This is a genomic window from Bacillus marinisedimentorum (assembly GCF_001644195.2).
GTDB lineage: Bacteria > Bacillota > Bacilli > Bacillales > Bacillaceae_O > Bacillus_BL > Bacillus_BL marinisedimentorum.
This window is the reverse complement of the sequence record NZ_LWBL02000030.1, coordinates 17,586-35,602: the sequence shown is the minus strand read 5'-3', so window position 1 is coordinate 35,602 and position 18,017 is coordinate 17,586. Positions and strand designations below refer to the sequence as shown.

Below are 18,017 nucleotides of genomic sequence, written 5' to 3'. Positions count from 1 at the left end.
TCTTTCACCCCTGTCTTTCAAAGAAGTAATTTCTCAATTTTGTTAAAAAACGCTGTTTTGAAGGGTGAATTCCTATATTTCCGGATGACAGGAATTCATCTGCAATTGCTGTTATCGACATGCTGGCCGGCCCCCGCGGATTATAGAGCAGAAATGGCATCTGCCTTAGAACGGCCTTCTGAAGATTCCTGTCATCGGGTATGCTGCCAAGCATGTGAATATCTTTTTTCAAGAATGTCTGGATGGCATTGCTGAATCTTTCTCCTGTCTGCCTGCCTTCTTTTGCTGAAAATACCCGGTTCACAAGCAGATGAAATGATGCTTCCTGGTGGTGGAGGACAATGTATTTCATCACCGCGTACGCATCCGTTATCGACGTCGGTTCAGGCGTCGTGATCAAAATGATTTCTTCCGCCGCAAAAACAAAACGCATACTGTCATTGGATAAACCTGCTCCCATATCAAAAATCATATAATCATAATGATAGGACAGCTTATCAAGCTCGGTCAGGAAAAAATCGAGCTTATCAGGGTCCATGCCGAATATTTCGGCAAGCCCTGATCCTCCGCCAATGAATGAAAGTCCATCAGGGCCTTCTTCGATAATTTCGCGGGCTTCCCGTTTTTCTTCAAGCATATCGACTATGGTCGCCGCTGGAGAAACCCCCATTAAAATATCGATATTCCCCATCCCGATATCCATATCAAAAAGGAGCACTTTTTTCCCTTTTCTTGATAAAGCGAGGGAAAAGTTCAATGAAAAATTCGATTTCCCGACTCCTCCTTTACCGCTTATGACAGCCAGGGCCTTTGCGGAACGTCCTTCTTTTCTGCGTTTGAACCTCTCACGCAATTCATGGGCCTGATCATGCATCATTCCATCTCTCCTGTTATTCTTTCAAGGAGACGCTGAGGTGACATTTCTTCGATGTCATCGGGAACATTTTGCCCGGTTGTGATATATGCCCCCCCGATCTGATAATCGAGCATCATATTAAGGGCTGCCCCATGACCTGCCGTCTCGTCCGCTTTTGTGAATAGAAATTTGTCAATGGCTATATGGGAGAACTTTTTATATATTTCTTCCATATCCTTTTGCTTTGCTGTCAGCGCAAGGACAAGATACGTGTTCATTTCATCCTTGAAGTCAATGATTTCACTCAATTCCTTCACATAGTGCCCGTCACGGAAGTTGCGGCCGGCGGTATCGATGAATACAATGTCCATATTCGTGAATTTATTTTTTGCATTCTTGAAATCTTCCATTGTATAAGCAACTTCCAGCGGAACATTGAGAATGGAAGCATACGTTTTCAACTGGTCGATCGCCGCAATCCGGTATGTGTCGGTCGTAATGAAAGCGGCCTTTTTACCGTCTTTCATTACCGCCTGTGCCGCGAGTTTCGCTAGAGTGGTTGTTTTTCCGACGCTGGTTGGACCTACGACGTTCACAAATGGTTTGCTGTAATCCAAACCGCCGAAAGATAGGTCTTCAAGTTCCCTGGAGTAATGCTCCTTGACCCAGTCCAGCAATATGCCTTCTTCTTCCGGTTTTCCTTCCAAATACCACTTTTCCAGTAACACAGGGGAGAGTGTATCCAGATGAACGCTGCCTACGTCACGGTCTTTGAGAAAATGAAGAACCTTTTCGATCGGGCGCGGCAGTCCTGGCCCATCTGCGTTCCCTTTTGGCTGTCTCCCCATCTCGGCGAGTGATTTTTTCAGTTCCTTGATCTCGTTTACGAGCGCAGGATCTGCCGCCTGTTCATGTGCCGGGGTTCCGTATTCCTGCAATTCTTTGATCTTCTTGACTGCAGGTTTGGACTCCTGCTTTTTCAAGCGGGGTTCAGGATCGGCCGCTGCCACAACTTCAATATTTTTTTTCATGAAAAGCCCCAGGATGCCGCCTTTATTGACTACCTTGGAATTGAGTATGACCGCATCCTTCCCCAGTTCGCTCCTGACCTGTTTCATCACTTCAGGCATTGATGGGGCCGTATATTTTTTCACCTTCATTCCATACTCACCACCCCTGCACTTTGTACTTCGATACTTGGCTCAAGTTCATTGTATGACAAAACGGGTACCTGGGGCATGTGCCGTTCAATCAGCTGTTTCACATACATCCGTACCGCCGGGGAGCTCAGGATGACTGGGGTCTGTTCCTGAATTGACAGCCTCTCAACCTGCTGTGCAGCTGACTCGATGATCTGCTGGGATACAGCCGGATCAAGCGATAAAAAATTGCCATGCTCGGTCTGCTGGACTCCTTCAGCCACAGCCTTTTCTGCCTTGCCTGAAAGAGTGATGACACGAAGAGGCAGTCCCGGTGTCGAATACTGATCGGTAATTTGCCGGGAAAGGGCTTGCCGCACATATTCGCCCAGAAGTTCAGTATCGGTCGTCATTCTTGCAAAATCTGCAAGCGTTTCAAAGATGATCGGCAAATTGCGGATTGATACGTTCTCCCGCAGCAATTTGGCAAGCACCTTTTGAATATCTCCTGTTGAAAGCGGTTCAGGCGTGACATCATCGACAAGGATGCTGTCCGATTCTTTCAAGTGATCGATGAGCTGTTTCGTCTCTTTGCGGCCCAGTAACTCATGGGCATTGCTTTTGATGACTTCCGTCAAATGGGTGGAAACGACTGACGGAGGATCTACCACTGTATAACCGGAGAGCTCCGCTTCTTCTTTCACTTCCTCAGGAATCCACTTCGCCGGGAGGCCAAACGCCGGCTCGACCGTTTCGATTCCATCAATGCTGTCATCTCCGGTTCCGGGACTCATTGCGAGATAATGGTCTAAAAACAGTTCTCCATTTGCCATTTCGCTCCCTTTAATTTTGATTCGGTATTCATTCGGCTGCAGCTGAATATTGTCACGGATGCGCACAACAGGGATGACCAGCCCGAGTTCAAGCGCGAGCTGCCGGCGGATCATGACAATCCGGTCAAGCAAGTCCCCGCCCTGATTCGCGTCGGCAAGCGGAATGAGACCGTAGCCGAATTCAAATTCAATCGGGTCAACGCTGAGGAGATTGACGACACTTTCAGGACTTTTCATTTCATCGCTTTGCACCTCTTCTTCCGGCAATTCATCAAGCGCTTGCTGTTCCTGTTTGGATTTCGACAGGTAATAACCGCCTGCCCCCAGTACCCCAGCTATCGGCATTGTCAGAATATCGTCAATCGGCGTGAAAAGACCAAGCAGCATGATTGTCCCTCCTGCAATGTAAAGCATTTTCGGATAGGCAAAAAGCTGTCCGGTAATGTCTGCACCCAGGTTCCCATTGGAAGCAGCCCTGGTGACGACAATGCCGGTAGCTGTTGATATGATAAGCGCCGGAATTTGGCTGACAAGGCCGTCGCCGACAGTCAGAAGGGTGAACATATTGGCAGCTTCGCCGAACCCCATGCCCATCTGCGCCATCCCTATGATCATTCCGAAAATAAGGTTGATGATCACAATTATGATACCGGCAATGGCATCTCCCTTCACGAATTTGCTCGCACCATCCATTGCCCCATAGAAATCGGCTTCCCTTTCAATCTTGTCACGGCGTTCCCTTGCCTGCTGCTCGGAAATCATGCCGGCATTCAAGTCCGCATCAATACTCATTTGTTTTCCGGGCATGGCATCAAGCGTAAATCGGGCCGCCACTTCAGATACACGCTCTGAACCTTTCGTAATGACGACGAATTGGATAATGACAAGAATGAGAAACACGACAAACCCGACAAGCGGATTACCGCCGACCACAAACTGCCCAAATGTATCAATGACGTTACCTGCCTGGCCCGTACCCAAAATCGATCTCGTCGTGGAAACGTTCAGCCCGAGCCGGAATAAAGTCAATAACAGCAATAAAGACGGAAATATCGAAAACTCAAGCGGCTCAAGCATGTTCATCGAAACGAGAATGACAGTGAGGGCAAGTGAAATATTGACGATGATCAATATGCTCAAAAGCCATGGCGGAAGCGGAATGACGAGCATGATTAATATTAAGATGACACCTAACAATACGGATAAATCTCTGGCAGACATTCAATTCTCTCCCCGGTATAAAACTAAAGCGACGGCCGTTTCACAATTTTTTTTCGACCCTGTATACATAAGCAAGGATCTCCGCTATGGCCTTGAAAAACGCCTCTGGTATCTCATCACCGATTTCAACTTCGGCGTAAAGCGCCCGTGCGAGCGGCCGGTCTTCCACCGTCGCAACTTCATGCTTGCTCGCCGCTTCTTTTATCTTTAAGGCGACATAATCGACACCCTTAGCCACTACATAGGGGGCGTCCGAGCGTTCCTCGTCATACTTGAGTGCGATGGCGAAGTGGGTCGGGTTGGTAATGACGACATCGGCCTTCGGTACTTCCTGCATCATTCTCTGCATGGCCATTTGCCGTTGTTTTTCCTTTATTTTTGACTTGATCAGCGGGTCCCCTTCCGATTTTTTATATTCATCTTTGACGTCCTGTTTTGACATTCGGATGTTTTTTTCAAAATCGTAGCGCTGATATAAATAATCCAGCCCCGCCAGAAATAACAGGAGGAGTGATGCATACAGGCCCATTTGGACGGTCAGTCCTCCAAGAAATGCAAGTGCTGAAGCACGGTCTATGCTTGAAAGTTTAATGATTTCACCAAAGTTCAGCCAGATCACGCCGAACGTCAAAAATCCAACGAGAGAAATCTTCAAAATCGACTTCAGCATTTCAACGAGGGCCCTGACCGAATAGATTCGTTTGAATCCCTGGATAGGATCCAGCTTGTTCAACTTGAAATGGATTGCTTCTGTGGAAAAAAGGAAGCCGATCTGGATGTAGTTTGCGAATACAGCTCCGGCGGCAGCCACAGCCATAACCGGCGCTACAATGATCGCAGCGTCTATTGCCGCTTCATTGAATAGTGCGGGCACGTTTGCCAGCGTTAAATCCTCCAGCATGCTTTCCTGGAAGCTGTGGGTGAAAAGCGCGAAGAAGCGGTCTTCCATATAGCCTCCTCCCGCCCACAAGAACAAGAAGACAAACAGGAGGATCATCGCGGTATTCACGTCAGAGCTTTTGGCTACCTGACCTTTTTTACGTGAATCCATCCTTTTCTTCGGTGTCGCTTTTTCTGTTTTTTCCTGTGAGAAAAATTGCAAATCCAGTTTCAATCTCATATGTTCACCCACTAGCAAGCAATTCCATCAGTCCGCGCATTGCATAAAACATCTCTTCAAAAAGGTTCTCAATCAGCATCATGAATACTGGCATAACGATTAATAATACGAGAAAACTGACGGCAATTTTCAGAGGCAGGCCGACAACGAATACGTTCAGTTGAGGAACGGTCCGTGCCACGATGCCGAGTGCAATATCAACAAGGAACAGCGAACCGACTACCGGGATTGCCATCTGGAATGCCGCCGCAAACATCATGCTGAAAGTCGTGATAACGTGATATATGAGTGATTCACTTCCGAACATCAGGCCGGGCTGTTCCACAGGAATGATCTGAAAGCTGTAATACGCACCGTCAAGCAAAAGATGATGTCCATCCAGGGCTAGCAGAAGCATCAGCGCAAACGTATAAAGGTACTGGCCGACTAACGGGGACTGAACCCCTGTCTGCGGGTCAATGACGTTCGCAATCGCAAATCCCATCTGAAAGTCGATAAAACCGCCGGCAACCTGTATTGCACCGAGGATAATAAAGGCAAACAGCCCTATCGCAAGGCCCGCAGCAGCTTCTTTCAGGATCAATAGATAAAACATGCCGCCTATTTCAATCACAGGCTTGTCAATTGAGAAAAAGACAAGAAGCGCCATGTAAAAAGCAAGGGCAATTTTATGCTGTCCTGGTATATTTCGATAGGAAAACAGCGGCATCGTCAGAAAAAAGGCTGACATCCTTACGAAAACCAGCAAAAAAACCGGGAAATCAGCAATGAAATCAGCCATATTACAAACCTACAAATCTGTGAAGATTGCTGAAGATGTCATGGGCATACGTGACAATCCTGGTAAGCATCCATGGCCCGAAAAAAATCAGACCGACCAAAACGGACAATATTTTCGGAATGAAAGCAAGTGTCTGTTCCTGGATTTGTGTTGTCGCCTGAAAAATACTCACGATCAATCCGACACCAAGAGCAAGCAAGAGCAGCGGACCGGCAATGATAAGCGTCGTGTAAACGCCTTTTTCAGCTAACGAAATGACAAATTCTGAGCTCATGTATTACACCTACTATGAAAAGCTGATTAACAGCGATTTTATGATTAAATACCATCCGTCCACAAGAACGAACAGCAGAATTTTAAAAGGCAGTGAAATCATGACCGGCGGGAGCATCATCATCCCCATTGACATCAAGATACTGGCAACAACCATATCGATCACGAGAAAAGGGACAAAAAGCATGAACCCCATCTGAAATGCTGTCTTCAGCTCACTGATGGCATAGGCGGGAACAAGTGCGGTCATCGGAATGTCAGCAATCGTTTCAGGCTTCTCAAATCCGCCGTAATCAATGAACAGGGCAAGGTCTTTTTCCCTCGTGTATTTCGCCATGAATTCTTTCATCGGCAGGCTTGCCTCGCTGTATGCTTCCTCTTGTGTAATCTCACCATTCAAAAGCGGCGTCAACGCCTGTTCATTCACTTCGGAAAACGTCGGAGCCATAATAAAGAAAGTGAGAAAAAGGGCCAGCCCCACCAGCACTTGATTTGGAGGCATCTGCTGTGTCGCCAATGATGTGCGGACAAAAGACAGCACTATGACGATTCTCGTAAAACTCGTCATAAGGACGAGGATTGCCGGCGCGATTGACAAAACGGTCAATAGAAGAAGCAGCTGCAATGTTGTCGATAAACTTCCGGTTCCTTCTGTTCCGGCAAGATCAATAGCTGGTAAAAATTCGGTCATCGCGGTTCATTCCTGTCTTTTTGCTGTTCGAAGTCATCGAGAATGCGGCTTCTTTCGGCGGCTGTTCTCTCAAGCTGCTGTTTCATGACGTCTTTAAAGACTCCCGCCGATTGATTTTGATTCTGCTGCTTTTCCTTTCGCGCCTTGAATTTTTCAAGTAATAGGAAAGGCTGGCCAGGACGTTTTTGTCCGTCCGCCTCCCGGAGCAATTCCGAGACTTCGTCTTCACTTTCAATTTCCTTCAATAAGGTAACCGTTTCACCGACACCAACGACCAGAATTCGGCCGCCAAGCCTGATGAGCTGAACCGACTTATTGCTGCCGAGCGGAATCCCTCCCACGTTTTCCATTGAACGGTAGGAATTGAATGGATTCGCTTTACTGTTGATGAGTTTCAGCAGACCGTAAATAAGAGCGACGACAAAGCCCAGAGCTGCAAACATTTTGACGAACGTGAAAAATGTAATCGGGCTATCATACGACGGCGGATTTTCAGAAGTTCCGGTTATAGATGGCTCCTGCCTTTCAGTTGCTGACTTCTTGTCTTCCTTCCCTTTATTCAGGGCATCATCTACAGTAGTGCCGGCTGATGACGCCGCTGCTGGAGATGCAGGTGCAGCAATTGCAGCTGCGATACAAAATATAAACACAAATAGAATAGCTTTTTTCATCAAAAGGGGCACCCCTGTTTATCCGACCGTTTTCGAAACAGCTTCGATGACGCGGTCTGCCTGGAACGGCTTGACGATAAAGTCTTTTGCTCCGGCCTGGATCGCGTCAATTACCATTGCTTGCTGTCCCATCGCTGAACACATGATAACTTTTGCATCAGGATTGATCTTCTTAATTTCCTTCAAAGATGTAATACCGTCCATTTCCGGCATAGTAATGTCCATCGTGACCAGGTCGGGTGTGTGTTCTTTATAAAGATCCAGAGCCTGCTGGCCGTCTGCTGCTTCAGCCACGATTTCATAACCGTTTTTGGAAAGGATGTCTTTTATCATCATTCTCATGAAAGCTGCATCATCTACAATTAATACCTTTTTTGCCATTACGTTCATTCCTCCAATGTTCACTTCAATTTCAATATTCTGTCTGTCTGGCTTACGATATCTGTCACACGGACACCGAAATTCTCCTCGATGACGACTACCTCGCCTTTTGCAATCAGCTTTTTATTTACTAGAATATCGACGGGTTCGCCTGCCAATTTATCAAGTTCGATGATCGACCCTGAGGAAAGTTCCAGGATATCTTTCACGGTCCGGTTGGTACGGCCGAGCTCAACCGTTACCTGCAGCGGGATATCAAGCAGCATGTCCAGGTTTTGTGAGGCTCCCGGCACCCCTGGGCCGGCCGTCATATCGGAAAACACGGCTTGCTGGACATTTTTCGGCTCACCTGTGTACATGTTTGAGGTTTGCCGCTGGTGGCCTGCATGGTGTTGATACCCTCCTGCTCCAGCTGTCTGGTACTGAGCCGGCGCCTGCCCATAACCGCTTCCAGTTTGCGAAACAGCAGAATGAACTGGTTCGGGTTCAGTCTGTACACCTGCCGGCGGGTCAGGGAGCGGCTCGTCTTCCTGCTGCGGATTCATAAGCTCTTCAACCAGCGCTTTGCAAAAGTCGACTTGCAGCAGCTGCATGATTGTCGAATCAATCAAATCGCCGACCTTAATACGGAACGAAATTTTGACGAGCCTCGTATCTTCCGGTAAGTTTTCGAGGCCGGCGCCGTCCGCGACATCCAATATATCGATCGCAGGCGGTGAAATATCAACTCGTTTATTGAAAATAGTGGACATCGAAGTGGCTGAAGATCCCATCATTTGATTCATCGCTTCCTGAACAGCGCTAAGGTGGATGTCCCCCATGTCACTGGAAGGGTTCCTTCCATCTCCGCCCAGCATCAAATCGGCGATAATGCCTGCATCACCCGTTTTCACAACAAGCAAGTTTGTACCTGAAAACCCTTCTGTATATTTCACGTTGATCGCTACATACGGCTGCGGGAACTCGTCCTGCAGGCGGTTCAGATCAATGATTGAAACAGAAGGCGTCGTAATTTCGACTTTATGGTTTAACAGTGTGGACAAAGCCGTAGCTGAACTTCCAAACGATATATTGCCGATTTCGCCGAGCGCATCCTGTTCGAGTGATGTCAGATAATCATCAATCGAAGGTAAATCATTTCCTTTTAACTGCTCACCTTCTGTTTCATCCATGTCACTTGTACCTCTCAGCAAGGCATCAATTTCATCCTGCGATAACATATCATCACTCATCATCGCTGTCTCCCCCCTTTATGGTATCGAAGATTTGCACCGCCATTTTTCTATCCATTCTCCCCGGCTGTCCGGTGAATTTTGGCTGGTCACCAACCTTGATTACGATTTGATCGTTGATTTTTTGTGCCAGCGGAATGACATCACCCCGGCTAAGATTCAGCAGCTCATCCATCGTAATTGCTGCGTTTCCGAGTTCAGCCTTGATCGGCAGCTTTGCATTTTTCAGCCTATTTTCAAGTGAGGCCATTTCTTTCGGCTTTCTTTCCTTCTTTTCTGTCTGCATCCAATAATGGACGGACAGCTTTGGAATAATCGGCTCCAGTACGACGTGGGGAATGCAGATATTGATCATTCCGCCTGTTTCACCAATTGTCGTATTCAAAGAGATGACAACGACCGTTTCATTGGGTGAGACCATCTGCAAAAATTGCGGATTCACTTCGAAATCCTTTAGGACGGGATCGATATCGACGACCGATTTCCATGCTTCCTGGAGATTCTCTGCCGTTTTTTCAAACATCTGTGTCATAATCCGCGTCTCAATTTCGGTGAGATTATCAATTTTATTATAGCTTCCGCCAACTCCGCCGAGCATCCTGTCCATCATCGCGTATGCGATATTCGGATTAATCTCAAACAGGATTCTGCCGTCAAGCGGTTCCACATCATAAATATTCAGAATCGTCATTTTCGGAATCGACCTTATGAATTCTTCATATGGAATCTGATCGACCGAAGCGACTGAAATTTGCACATATGTCCTCAGCTGGGCCGAAAAGAAGGTCGTCAGCAGCCTAGCGAAGTTTTCATGGATTCTTGACAGACTTCTGATCTGGTCTTTCGAGAATCGCAGTGCCCGCTTGAAATCATAGACCCGCACTTTCTTTTCTTTGCCTTCCTGCTTCAGCTCTTCCGCATTCATTTCACCTGTTGAAATGGCGGAAAGAAGAGCATCTATTTCACCTTGCGACAGGACTTCTTCTGCCAAAGGTTCCACCTCCATTTATGCCGCATGTTTCTGTCTGAGAAATTATTGGAGGATGAAGGATGTCGTATAAACCTTTTCGACAGTGCCCTCTTTTAGCACTTCATTTAGTTGAAGCTCGAGCTGCTCTTCAATACGCCGTATGCCTTCTTTTCCTTCAAAATCCCCCGCTTTCATTGAAGCAAGTTCCTGGATGACGATGTTGCGGACCTGGAAATCCCTTTTTGCCAGTTCGTTTTTGGCCTCTTTTGAATCGGCCTGTATCTTGAATTGTATTCTCACATAATCATCACTCAATAAATTCGTTGTAATTTCTTCTGTATCAATCGACGCTTCAAGAATCTGATCAATTGACGGCTCTGCTGCTTCAGCATCCCTCTTATCCAAAACCATCAGCACTATGACTGCTGTTGCACCAATCAGGACGATTGCTGAAAGGGTAACAAGCATCGCTCTGGCGAATTTGCTTTTTAACATGGGCTATCCCTCCACATCATTTCGTTGTCCGAATACGGCGATTCCGGCATAAAAACCGGCCGCTTTTTGTTTCACCTCACTGCCGGCCTCCCTTACAACCAGCTTTTTGCCGTTGGTGAGTGTCAGAATCGTATCCGGCAACTCTTCAATTTGTTCGATATAGAGGGCATTTACAATCAGCTGCTGTCCGTTCAGCCGGGTCAGCTCAATCATAGATTACGAGGCCGGCCGTGCCGGCCTCTCCCCCCTTTATTAACGTTTTAAATTAACCAGTTCCTGAAGAATTTCATCGGAAGTGGTGATGATTCTCGTGTTTGCCTGGAACCCGCGCTGGGCGACGATCATTTCCGTGAATTCTTCAGAAAGGTCGACGTTTGACATTTCAAGTGCTCCGGCAACAATGTCACCAGTGCCGTTCGTTCCAGGCGCAAATTCGCTTAATGTGCCGGAGTTTGTCGTTTCCTGATACAGGTTGTCCCCTACTTTCTCAAGCCCGCCGTTATTGGCAAACTTAGCAAGCGCGATTTGTCCTGCAGTCTGCGGTGTGCTGTTACCTTCTAAAATATAAGTGATCGTGCCATCCGCACCGATGCTGAAGCTTTTTGCTTCAGTAGGAATGTTAGCTTTGTCCGCACCGACAACTTTTACATATAAGCCGTTACCATTGACCAGATCTCCGCTTTCATCCATGTAAAAATTACCTGCCCTTGTCACAAAATCATTGGCTCCGTCATTGACAATAAAATACCCATCACCTGAAATGGCAAGGTCAAGCGGGCGGGCTGTTGTCTGGAGGCTTCCCTGTGTATGAATAGTGTCGATGGTGGCGAGCTGAGCACCAAGCCCGACCTGCTTCGGATTGATTCCGCCTTTCGTAGCGGTAGGCGCACTCGCACCTGATATCTGCTGGCTGACGAGGTCCTTGAATGTTGTCCGGCCCTTTTTGTAGCCGTATGTATTTACATTCGCGATATTGTTGCCGATCACATCGAGTTTTGTCTGAAAGCTTTTCATCCCGCCGATTCCTGAGTACATTGAACGTAGCATTTCGCTTATCCCCTTTCATTCTGGCAGCTGGTTCTGTCATTTCCGCAGCTGCAAGGCCTCCGTTAGGTCCAGCCTTATTCGTCAATTAATATGGTTCCGTTGATATTCGTGAAAATTTGTGACTGTGCTTCTTCACGGTTCATTGCTGTGATGACTGTGTTGTTCGTGGCGCTCACGATCAAGGCAGCATCCTTCAGGACAACAAGCGAATCTTGAATGCCTTTATTCCGCGCTTCCGCCATTCGTTCGTTCAGCTTTTTCCAGGTGGATTCCTGGACTGTGATGTTTCTATCCTGCAGACGCTTTTCCGCATGTTTGCTCACTTTAAGTGGTTGTTCAAGGCCGGCCGCTTCTGCCATATAAGAAGCAAAATTTCGGTCTGGCGGCGTCCCCTGATTCCTCCTGTCGATACGGGGGGCCTGTTGGTGAAGCTGCTGGAGATGCTGTATCCGATGGTCCATTTTCGACCCCTCCTTATACAGGACTTCCGGGTCTTGACACCCTGACGACATCAGCAGGATTAATTTGTTCCCCGCCCGTCAACTGCAAATAGTAACTTCCGTTTTTTAAGAGCACGGAGTCGACTTCGCCTTTTCCGCTGACATATTTTTCAGAACTGCTGTCAAGGTAATTGAATTCCACTTCTTTCCCGATCATTTCACTATAAGATGCGATTGCGTTTTTTGACTGGCCAACCAAAAAGGCTTCCAATTTGCTGTTCATATTTGCCATTTGTTCAAGCGAGGAAAAGGTCGCCATCTGTGAAATGAATTCCTTATCCTGCATCGGCTGCATCGGGTCCTGGTTTTGCAGCTGTGTCAGCAGCAGTTTCAAAAAAGCATCTTTTCCAAGGTTTGTTTGCCCGGTTTGTCTTTCCTCCGGTTTGACGCTTGAAAGATAGTATCCTGGATCGATCGTGTTTCCCACATGCTCACCCCTAAATTTTCAAGTTCATCAGCATTTCCTGAAATGTTTCAAGTTCTTCCTCATCTTCCCCGCCGTCCTGTTCACGATCGTGAACGAAAGGCTGTGCGTTTTCTTCCTGCTCCCTTTGTCCGCCCTGGTCCAACATCGATCGGAAAGCCTGCTGCTGTGTCGAAACTTCCAATTTTTCAAGCGGGATGTTCTGGTTCACGAGTAGCTGCCGCAGCTGATGGAGTTGAGACTCAAGCAACTCTTTCGCGCCGGCCGTTGCCGCTGCAATCCTGGCAGTCAGCATACCTTTTTCATTGACGAGTTCTACCGTGACAGATCCAAGGTTTTCAGGAAAAAGCCTGATCGAAAGCCGTGTTGTCCCTGCTCCGTCATGCTTGACCGCGGCCCGGGAAAGAATCTGCTGGAATTCCCTCGTGAATTGCTGCTTGGCTGCCTCCGTCTGCCCGCTTTCACCAAGGTGGATTGAATATTGCTGCAGCGCATGCAGCCCATTACCGTGCGTCTGGATCTGGTGTGTTCCGGTCAGGGCCTTGATAGTTTCCGGGTATTCCTTGATTGCCTCAGCCGAAAAATGATGATGCAGTGAAAATCTGCCCGGCATTTGTTCGGGTCTTCCTGTCACCGGCTGCGCCAGAGTCGCATTTCTGTTCTTTACGGTGGAAGCTGCCAGTTCCAAAAGCTTCACAGCCTGTTCCTTTGAAACCTGCCCGCCGGCTGATTTTTCTGCCAATCCGCCTGAATGATTGCCGAAATTTTTCAGCATCTGGCGGGGATTATATTTTCCGGCTTCCATGCTGTTAATTGGACCGGCTTTCGGAGCGGAATTCATAGCCGAATAGATAACAGCCGCGATCATTAGGGCTGGGTCTCCGGTCGCTTTTAGTCTTTGAATCAACTCATCCGCCTGGATTCCGCTTTTGAAAAGCTGCTCGATTTCCGCTCTGGCACCTTCGGGAAGATGGGCGAGCATACCTGCGGCCTCAACGCTCTGAAGCATTTCAGGCTGCAAATTTGCTGGATTAATGCCTGTTCCAGTGCTGCCTGTGATCATTTCAATCAGGGCAATTAGCGGATCGGCTCCGGCTTTTTTCATTTCTGCCGGGTTGCCGTCTGTCTTTAAAGAGGAAATCAGCCCTTGGAATATGGCCGCTTTTTCTGCGCTCTTGCTTTGGACTGCCGGTTTCTGAACTGATGTTGGCATCATGGTGTTAATCTTCAATATCTCACCTCCTTTCAAGTTAAGGCTGTGCCAGCAGCAGACTTGCAAGTTCGGCTGCTTTCTCAGGGCTCATTTTTTCAAGAACCGCTGCTCTTTCTTTCGGATTCATCTCTCCAAGGATTCCGTAAGCTTGCTCAGTCTTGAGCTCGGAAATGATGGCTGCGGCGTTTTTCGGAGACATTTCGGCAAACATTTTAGCCGATTCCCCATCATCTGCCAGGTTTTCATTCCGCTCTTCCTTCAACTGATCCAGTTCAGCCTGATAACGTTCAATCTCTTTTTGCAAATCTTCCATCTGGGAATCTTTTTGTCTCAAATCGCTGTTCAGCGCTTCAATTTCAGCTCGCTGCTGGTCAACAGTTCCCCGGAGCTGTTTCACTTCATTTCCAGATGGAGGATCGTCGCCAGCCTCCTCACCTTTCAGTTCTGCCACGAACCGCTTGCTTTCTTCAAAGACATTGATTCCCTTGACTGCTGCGACGGTAAGCAGGATGGCGGCAATCAGCAGAATCGGAATGAAGACAATCAAAAAGCGCTGTCCACCGGTCATGTTTCTTTCCTTTTGTGCTTTTGCCATGGTTCACCTAATTCCTCTGATTGATAAATTGCTGTATGGAGACTTCATCCATTTGTGCAAACTCCCGCTGTTTTTCATCTGCACAGTATTGCGAAAACTCCCGGTCCCGCATTTTTTCGTATTTCTTGACTTCTGTATTCTTTTCAATAAGGATCCGCTGGCTCTCTTCCATGCTTTCCCGTGAGCGGAAAACAAGCTGCTGGTACTGGTTGATGTTCCGCTCCAGGCTGTCCAGGTAGCTCTCCTGGTCGCGGATGGCGGAAACGGATATCCCGGCACCCAATTGGCTGTTTCTTTTCTCTTCAAGTTCTTCTTTTTTTCTGAGTGACCTGAAAAGCTTTTCAGCAGCTTCTTCAAACCTTCCCACAGCCTCCTGATAAGCGGTTCCCGCTGTTTCTTTTTCTTTCTCCTTGAAATCAAGCACTTTTGTCATCGAATAGTGAAACCCCATAAGTTCAGCCGCCTCACTTTATTAGTTGTATCATTCGGTCGATGCCGCTTCCGGCCGACACTTTCTCTTCTGTCCCCTGCTTCAGGAACTTGATGATCTCTGGATGATAATGAATCGCCTCGTCGACTTCTGCCGATGAACCCCGTTTATATGCGCCGATGTTTATCAAGTCTTCCGAATCGCTGTACGTGGCGAGTAAATCACGGAGCTTGTCCGCTTTTTGCCTGTGAGTTTCAGGAACAACATGGTTCATCACCCTGCTGATGCTCTTGAGAATGTTAATCGCAGGAAAATGACCTTTGTTTGCTAGCTGGCGGTCAAGCACGAAATGCCCGTCAAGTATTCCTCGGACCGTATCAGAAATCGGTTCATTCAAGTCATCACCATCAACAAGGACGGTATAAAACGCGGTGATTGAACCGTGTTTATTCGTTCCAGACCGTTCCAGCAGCTTTGGGAGCACGGCAAACACTGACGGCGTATAACCTTTGGTAGTAGGCGGCTCACCAGTTGCAAGGCCCACTTCCCGCTGGGCCATTGCCACCCTTGTCACCGAGTCCATCATGAGCATTACATCCAGCCCCTGATTTCGGAAATATTCGGCAAGGGCTGTCGCTGTATAAGCACCTTTTATTCTCATCAATGCCGGCTGATCGGACGTGGCCACCACGACAATCGACCGCTTCAGCCCTTCGGGACCAAGGTCCCGTTCCACGAACTCCCTTACTTCCCGGCCGCGCTCGCCTATCAGTGCAATTATATTGATGTCCGCTGTCGTATTTCGTGCCACCATACCCAGCAGGGTGCTCTTCCCGACCCCGCTCCCGGCAAAAATGCCGATGCGCTGACCTTTACCTACGGTCAACAGACTATCGATGGCACGGACACCGACTTCAATACTTTCATTTATTGGCGGCCGTTCCAGCGGGTTGGGCGGTTCGCTTTCTGTCGTGACACTTGCTAGTCCGCGCGGCAGCGGCTGGCCGTCCATTGGCATTCCAAGTGAATCGACGACCTTTCCGATCAATCCTTCCCCCACTTTTATCTCCAGCGGTGAACCGGTCGCTTCAACGAGACTCCCGGGACTGATTTCCTGAATCGACAAAAACGGCATCAGCAGCACAGAATCATCTGTAAATCCAACAACTTCCGCTTTCACTTTCCGTTTGTTTTTCGTCCCGACATGTATATAACATAGTTCCCCGACTGAAGCCTGGGGGCCGCGTGCTTCGATCATCAAGCCGACAACACGCTTCACTTTACCGTAACGCTTCATCGGATCGATTTCTTTCACTTTGCCGATAAGGTTTTCAATGCTCATCGTTCTGCCCGCTTTCCATCATTTCCGAAAGCTTCCTGCCTATTTCAGTCAACTGGCTGTCAACTGAGGCATCGATTCTCCCAAAAGAAGATTCAAGGATACAGCTGAGAGGTTCGAGGCTTTCATCAGGATAGAGAGAGAATTGGATATCCTTTTGAAGTGACTCCTTCAGGCCATCAATTTCGTGCGAGACATGCACATATTGGTCCGGATGCAGATAAATGACGATTTCGCCGTAGTCGCGTGCCTCTTTGATCACTTCGCTTACAATGTTGCGGAATAACGCTTGATTTGCCTCCAACTCGGCTTTCACTATCTTCTCCGCCGCTTTAAGGCCGAGTGACAGCAATTGAAATTCCGACTCCTCCAATCGTTTTTGGGAGCGGCTTTTTGCTTCACTTACAATCCCGGAGGCCTGATCCAGCCGTTTCCGGTATTCGTGTTCTGCGGCTTCTCTGCCTTCGTCCAGTCCTTGCTGTTTTCCGTATTCCCTGGCCTCTTCGGCCAGAATTTCCTTTTCTTGCTCCCAGCGGGCCCGTTCGTCACTGACGGCGGCAATTCCGGCCTCAGCTTCTTTCTCAGCCCGCTCAAGAATCTGCGCTGCCTGACGGCGGGCTTTTTCAAGAATGTCTGCTGCCTGTTTGCCGGCATCTTCCACAATCGTCTGGCGGGGTTCCTCTCCATACTGGGTATTATCTTGTTCCGGTTTTTTCGAAAAGAAAGGCTTGATGGCTATGATCTTTTCGTTCGCACTCTGGAAGCGGGTGTTTCCGGACTTCAGAATGTTAGACAATGATATCATCTCCCCCGCCGCGGGCAATGACGATTTCGCCAGCGTCTTCCAGCCTTCTGATAATCGCGACAATCCGCGTCTGCGCTTCTTCTACATCACGAAGCCTCACCGGCCCCATAAATTCCATTTCTTCTTTGAATGTCTCGCTCATGCGGGAAGACATATTTTTGAACACAATTTCTTTGACCTCTTCACTGGCGACTTTAAGAGCGAGGATAAGGTCTTCATTTTCAACTTCCCGGATAACCCGCTGGATCGCCCTGCTGTCGAGAGTGACAATGTCTTCAAAGACAAACATTCTCTTTTTGATTTCTTCCGCCAGTTCCGGATCCTGTATTTCAAGCGCATCCAGGATCGTCCGCTCCGTGCTTCTGTCCACGCCGTTCAGGACTTCGACGACCGCTTCGATACCGCCGGCCTGCGTATAATCCTGAGTGACAGTAGCCGAAAGTTTCCGTTCGAGTATTTGCTCAACCTCGTTGACAATTTCTGGCGATGTGCTGTCCATGACTGCGATCCGCCTTGCGATGTCTGCCTGCATTTCGTGAGGCAGTTCTGACAATATTTGGCCTGCCTGTTCGGATTCCAAATATGATAAAATCAAGGCGATCGTTTGCGGATGCTCATTCTGGATGAAGTTCAGAATCTGGGAAGGATCGGCTTTTCTCGCAAAATCGAATGGCCTTACCTGGAGGGTCGATGTCAGCCTGCCTATGATGCTTTCGGCTTCCCCCTTCCCAAGGGCTTTTTCCAGGACTGTCCGGGCATAACCGATACCGCCCTGGGTGATGTAATCCCTTGCAAGAGCGGTCTGGTGAAACTCCTCCAGTACCTTCTCTTTCATGCCGCCGTCCACTTTGCGGACAGAAGAAATTTCAAGGGTAAGCTTTTCGATTTCTTCCTCGGACAAATATTTATAGACCTGCGCAGAAACATCTGGTCCCATCGATATCAGAAGTATGGCCGCTTTTTGTTTGCCTGTTAGCTCTGTTGCATGTTTCATGATTGGC

The 18,017-nt window shown here is 48.1% G+C and carries 22 protein-coding genes; all 22 read right to left on the bottom strand.

Going from position 1 to position 18,017, the window contains the following annotated elements:
• Nucleotides 1–4: 4 nt before the first annotated feature.
• A complete protein-coding gene (locus A4U59_RS09335; protein WP_245680532.1) occupies nt 5–877 on the bottom strand; it encodes a MinD/ParA family protein in 873 nt (290 codons plus the stop codon).
• Nucleotides 874–2,016 carry a flagellar biosynthesis GTPase FlhF gene (gene flhF, locus A4U59_RS09330; protein ID WP_066173071.1) on the bottom strand — a complete coding sequence of 381 codons (1,143 nt, stop codon included), beginning with the start codon at nt 2,014–2,016 and terminating at the stop codon, nt 874–876. Before flhF ends, A4U59_RS09335 begins: the two co-directional genes overlap by 4 nt.
• Nucleotides 2,013–4,049, bottom strand: a complete 2,037-nt coding sequence (gene flhA, locus A4U59_RS09325; RefSeq protein ID WP_066173069.1) for a flagellar biosynthesis protein FlhA — start codon at nt 4,047–4,049, stop codon at nt 2,013–2,015. The genes flhF and flhA overlap by 4 nt, the downstream gene beginning before the upstream one ends.
• Nucleotides 4,050–4,089: 40 nt before the next feature.
• On the bottom strand, nt 4,090–5,169 hold the full coding sequence (flhB, locus tag A4U59_RS09320) for a flagellar biosynthesis protein FlhB (protein WP_066173067.1): 1,080 nt from the start codon (nt 5,167–5,169) through the stop codon (nt 4,090–4,092).
• A gap of 4 nt (nt 5,170–5,173) precedes the next feature.
• Nucleotides 5,174–5,950, bottom strand: a complete 777-nt coding sequence (gene fliR, locus A4U59_RS09315; RefSeq protein ID WP_066173065.1) for a flagellar biosynthetic protein FliR — start codon at nt 5,948–5,950, stop codon at nt 5,174–5,176.
• A gap of 1 nt (nt 5,951) precedes the next feature.
• The gene (gene fliQ / locus A4U59_RS09310) at nt 5,952–6,224 is read right to left on the bottom strand and encodes a flagellar biosynthesis protein FliQ (RefSeq protein WP_066173063.1); all 273 of its coding nucleotides are present in this window, start codon (nt 6,222–6,224) and stop codon (nt 5,952–5,954) included.
• Nucleotides 6,225–6,236: 12 nt separating this feature from the next.
• A complete protein-coding gene (fliP, locus tag A4U59_RS09305) occupies nt 6,237–6,914 on the bottom strand; it encodes a flagellar type III secretion system pore protein FliP (protein WP_066173061.1) in 678 nt (225 codons plus the stop codon).
• Nucleotides 6,911–7,585 carry a flagellar biosynthetic protein FliO gene (locus A4U59_RS09300; protein WP_066173059.1) on the bottom strand — a complete coding sequence of 225 codons (675 nt, stop codon included), beginning with the start codon at nt 7,583–7,585 and terminating at the stop codon, nt 6,911–6,913. The genes fliP and A4U59_RS09300 overlap by 4 nt, the downstream gene beginning before the upstream one ends.
• Nucleotides 7,586–7,603: 18 nt before the next feature.
• Nucleotides 7,604–7,966, bottom strand: coding sequence for a response regulator (locus A4U59_RS09295; protein WP_066173057.1), 363 nt, complete (start codon nt 7,964–7,966; stop codon nt 7,604–7,606).
• A gap of 20 nt (nt 7,967–7,986) precedes the next feature.
• Nucleotides 7,987–9,201 (bottom strand): flagellar motor switch phosphatase FliY, encoded by a 1,215-nt coding sequence (fliY, locus tag A4U59_RS09290; protein WP_066173055.1) that lies wholly within the window; start codon nt 9,199–9,201, stop codon nt 7,987–7,989.
• Nucleotides 9,191–10,189, bottom strand: a complete 999-nt coding sequence (gene fliM, locus A4U59_RS09285; RefSeq protein ID WP_066173053.1) for a flagellar motor switch protein FliM — start codon at nt 10,187–10,189, stop codon at nt 9,191–9,193. The genes fliY and fliM overlap by 11 nt, the downstream gene beginning before the upstream one ends.
• A gap of 42 nt (nt 10,190–10,231) precedes the next feature.
• Nucleotides 10,232–10,663, bottom strand: a complete 432-nt coding sequence (gene fliL / locus A4U59_RS09280; protein WP_066173051.1) for a flagellar basal body-associated protein FliL — start codon at nt 10,661–10,663, stop codon at nt 10,232–10,234.
• Between the two features lie 3 nt (nt 10,664–10,666).
• The gene (locus A4U59_RS09275) at nt 10,667–10,876 is read right to left on the bottom strand and encodes a flagellar FlbD family protein (protein WP_066173049.1); all 210 of its coding nucleotides are present in this window, start codon (nt 10,874–10,876) and stop codon (nt 10,667–10,669) included.
• A gap of 39 nt (nt 10,877–10,915) precedes the next feature.
• Nucleotides 10,916–11,710 carry a flagellar basal body rod protein FlgG gene (flgG, locus tag A4U59_RS09270; RefSeq protein WP_066173046.1) on the bottom strand — a complete coding sequence of 265 codons (795 nt, stop codon included), beginning with the start codon at nt 11,708–11,710 and terminating at the stop codon, nt 10,916–10,918.
• Nucleotides 11,711–11,784: 74 nt separating this feature from the next.
• Nucleotides 11,785–12,171: a TIGR02530 family flagellar biosynthesis protein gene (locus A4U59_RS09265; protein ID WP_066173043.1), complete on the bottom strand. Its 387-nt coding sequence runs from the start codon at nt 12,169–12,171 to the stop codon at nt 11,785–11,787.
• Between the two features lie 13 nt (nt 12,172–12,184).
• On the bottom strand, nt 12,185–12,637 hold the full coding sequence (flgD, locus tag A4U59_RS09260) for a flagellar hook assembly protein FlgD (RefSeq protein ID WP_066173041.1): 453 nt from the start codon (nt 12,635–12,637) through the stop codon (nt 12,185–12,187).
• Nucleotides 12,638–12,647: 10 nt separating this feature from the next.
• The gene (locus A4U59_RS09255) at nt 12,648–13,865 is read right to left on the bottom strand and encodes a flagellar hook-length control protein FliK (RefSeq protein ID WP_066173039.1); all 1,218 of its coding nucleotides are present in this window, start codon (nt 13,863–13,865) and stop codon (nt 12,648–12,650) included.
• Nucleotides 13,866–13,884: 19 nt separating this feature from the next.
• A complete protein-coding gene (locus A4U59_RS09250; RefSeq protein ID WP_066173037.1) occupies nt 13,885–14,442 on the bottom strand; it encodes a MotE family protein in 558 nt (185 codons plus the stop codon).
• Nucleotides 14,443–14,449: 7 nt separating this feature from the next.
• Nucleotides 14,450–14,893, bottom strand: a complete 444-nt coding sequence (fliJ, locus tag A4U59_RS09245) for a flagellar export protein FliJ (RefSeq protein ID WP_066173035.1) — start codon at nt 14,891–14,893, stop codon at nt 14,450–14,452.
• Between the two features lie 13 nt (nt 14,894–14,906).
• Nucleotides 14,907–16,214 (bottom strand): flagellar protein export ATPase FliI, encoded by a 1,308-nt coding sequence (gene fliI, locus A4U59_RS09240; protein ID WP_066173034.1) that lies wholly within the window; start codon nt 16,212–16,214, stop codon nt 14,907–14,909.
• Nucleotides 16,204–17,007 carry a flagellar assembly protein FliH gene (gene fliH / locus A4U59_RS09235; protein WP_066173033.1) on the bottom strand — a complete coding sequence of 268 codons (804 nt, stop codon included), beginning with the start codon at nt 17,005–17,007 and terminating at the stop codon, nt 16,204–16,206. The genes fliI and fliH overlap by 11 nt, the downstream gene beginning before the upstream one ends.
• Entirely contained in the window at nt 17,000–18,010 is a 1,011-nt protein-coding gene (fliG, locus tag A4U59_RS09230) for a flagellar motor switch protein FliG (protein WP_106406315.1), read from the bottom strand. The genes fliH and fliG overlap by 8 nt, the downstream gene beginning before the upstream one ends.
• Between the last annotated feature and the right edge of the window lie 7 nt (nt 18,011–18,017).

Coding starts and splice junctions, on each gene's coding strand:
- A4U59_RS09250 (WP_066173037.1), bottom strand. CDS start 14,442: ATGGCAAAAGCACAAAAGGAAAGAAACATGACCGGTGGACAGCGCTTT.
- A4U59_RS09295 (WP_066173057.1), bottom strand. CDS start 7,966: ATGGCAAAAAAGGTATTAATTGTAGATGATGCAGCTTTCATGAGAATG.
- fliJ (WP_066173035.1), bottom strand. CDS start 14,893: ATGGGGTTTCACTATTCGATGACAAAAGTGCTTGATTTCAAGGAGAAA.
- A4U59_RS09335 (WP_245680532.1), bottom strand. CDS start 877: ATGATGCATGATCAGGCCCATGAATTGCGTGAGAGGTTCAAACGCAGA.
- fliI (WP_066173034.1), bottom strand. CDS start 16,214: ATGAGCATTGAAAACCTTATCGGCAAAGTGAAAGAAATCGATCCGATG.
- A4U59_RS09275 (WP_066173049.1), bottom strand. CDS start 10,876: ATGATTGAGCTGACCCGGCTGAACGGACAGCAGCTGATTGTAAATGCC.
- flhA (WP_066173069.1), bottom strand. CDS start 4,049: ATGTCTGCCAGAGATTTATCCGTATTGTTAGGTGTCATCTTAATATTA.
- flgG (WP_066173046.1), bottom strand. CDS start 11,710: ATGCTACGTTCAATGTACTCAGGAATCGGCGGGATGAAAAGCTTTCAG.
- fliR (WP_066173065.1), bottom strand. CDS start 5,950: ATGGCTGATTTCATTGCTGATTTCCCGGTTTTTTTGCTGGTTTTCGTA.
- fliP (WP_066173061.1), bottom strand. CDS start 6,914: ATGACCGAATTTTTACCAGCTATTGATCTTGCCGGAACAGAAGGAACC.
- fliQ (WP_066173063.1), bottom strand. CDS start 6,224: ATGAGCTCAGAATTTGTCATTTCGTTAGCTGAAAAAGGCGTTTACACG.
- A4U59_RS09300 (WP_066173059.1), bottom strand. CDS start 7,585: ATGAAAAAAGCTATTCTATTTGTGTTTATATTTTGTATCGCAGCTGCA.
- flhB (WP_066173067.1), bottom strand. CDS start 5,169: ATGAGATTGAAACTGGATTTGCAATTTTTCTCACAGGAAAAAACAGAA.
- fliL (WP_066173051.1), bottom strand. CDS start 10,663: ATGTTAAAAAGCAAATTCGCCAGAGCGATGCTTGTTACCCTTTCAGCA.
- fliY (WP_066173055.1), bottom strand. CDS start 9,201: ATGATGAGTGATGATATGTTATCGCAGGATGAAATTGATGCCTTGCTG.
- A4U59_RS09265 (WP_066173043.1), bottom strand. CDS start 12,171: ATGGACCATCGGATACAGCATCTCCAGCAGCTTCACCAACAGGCCCCC.
- fliG (WP_106406315.1), bottom strand. CDS start 18,010: ATGAAACATGCAACAGAGCTAACAGGCAAACAAAAAGCGGCCATACTT.
- flhF (WP_066173071.1), bottom strand. CDS start 2,016: ATGAAGGTGAAAAAATATACGGCCCCATCAATGCCTGAAGTGATGAAA.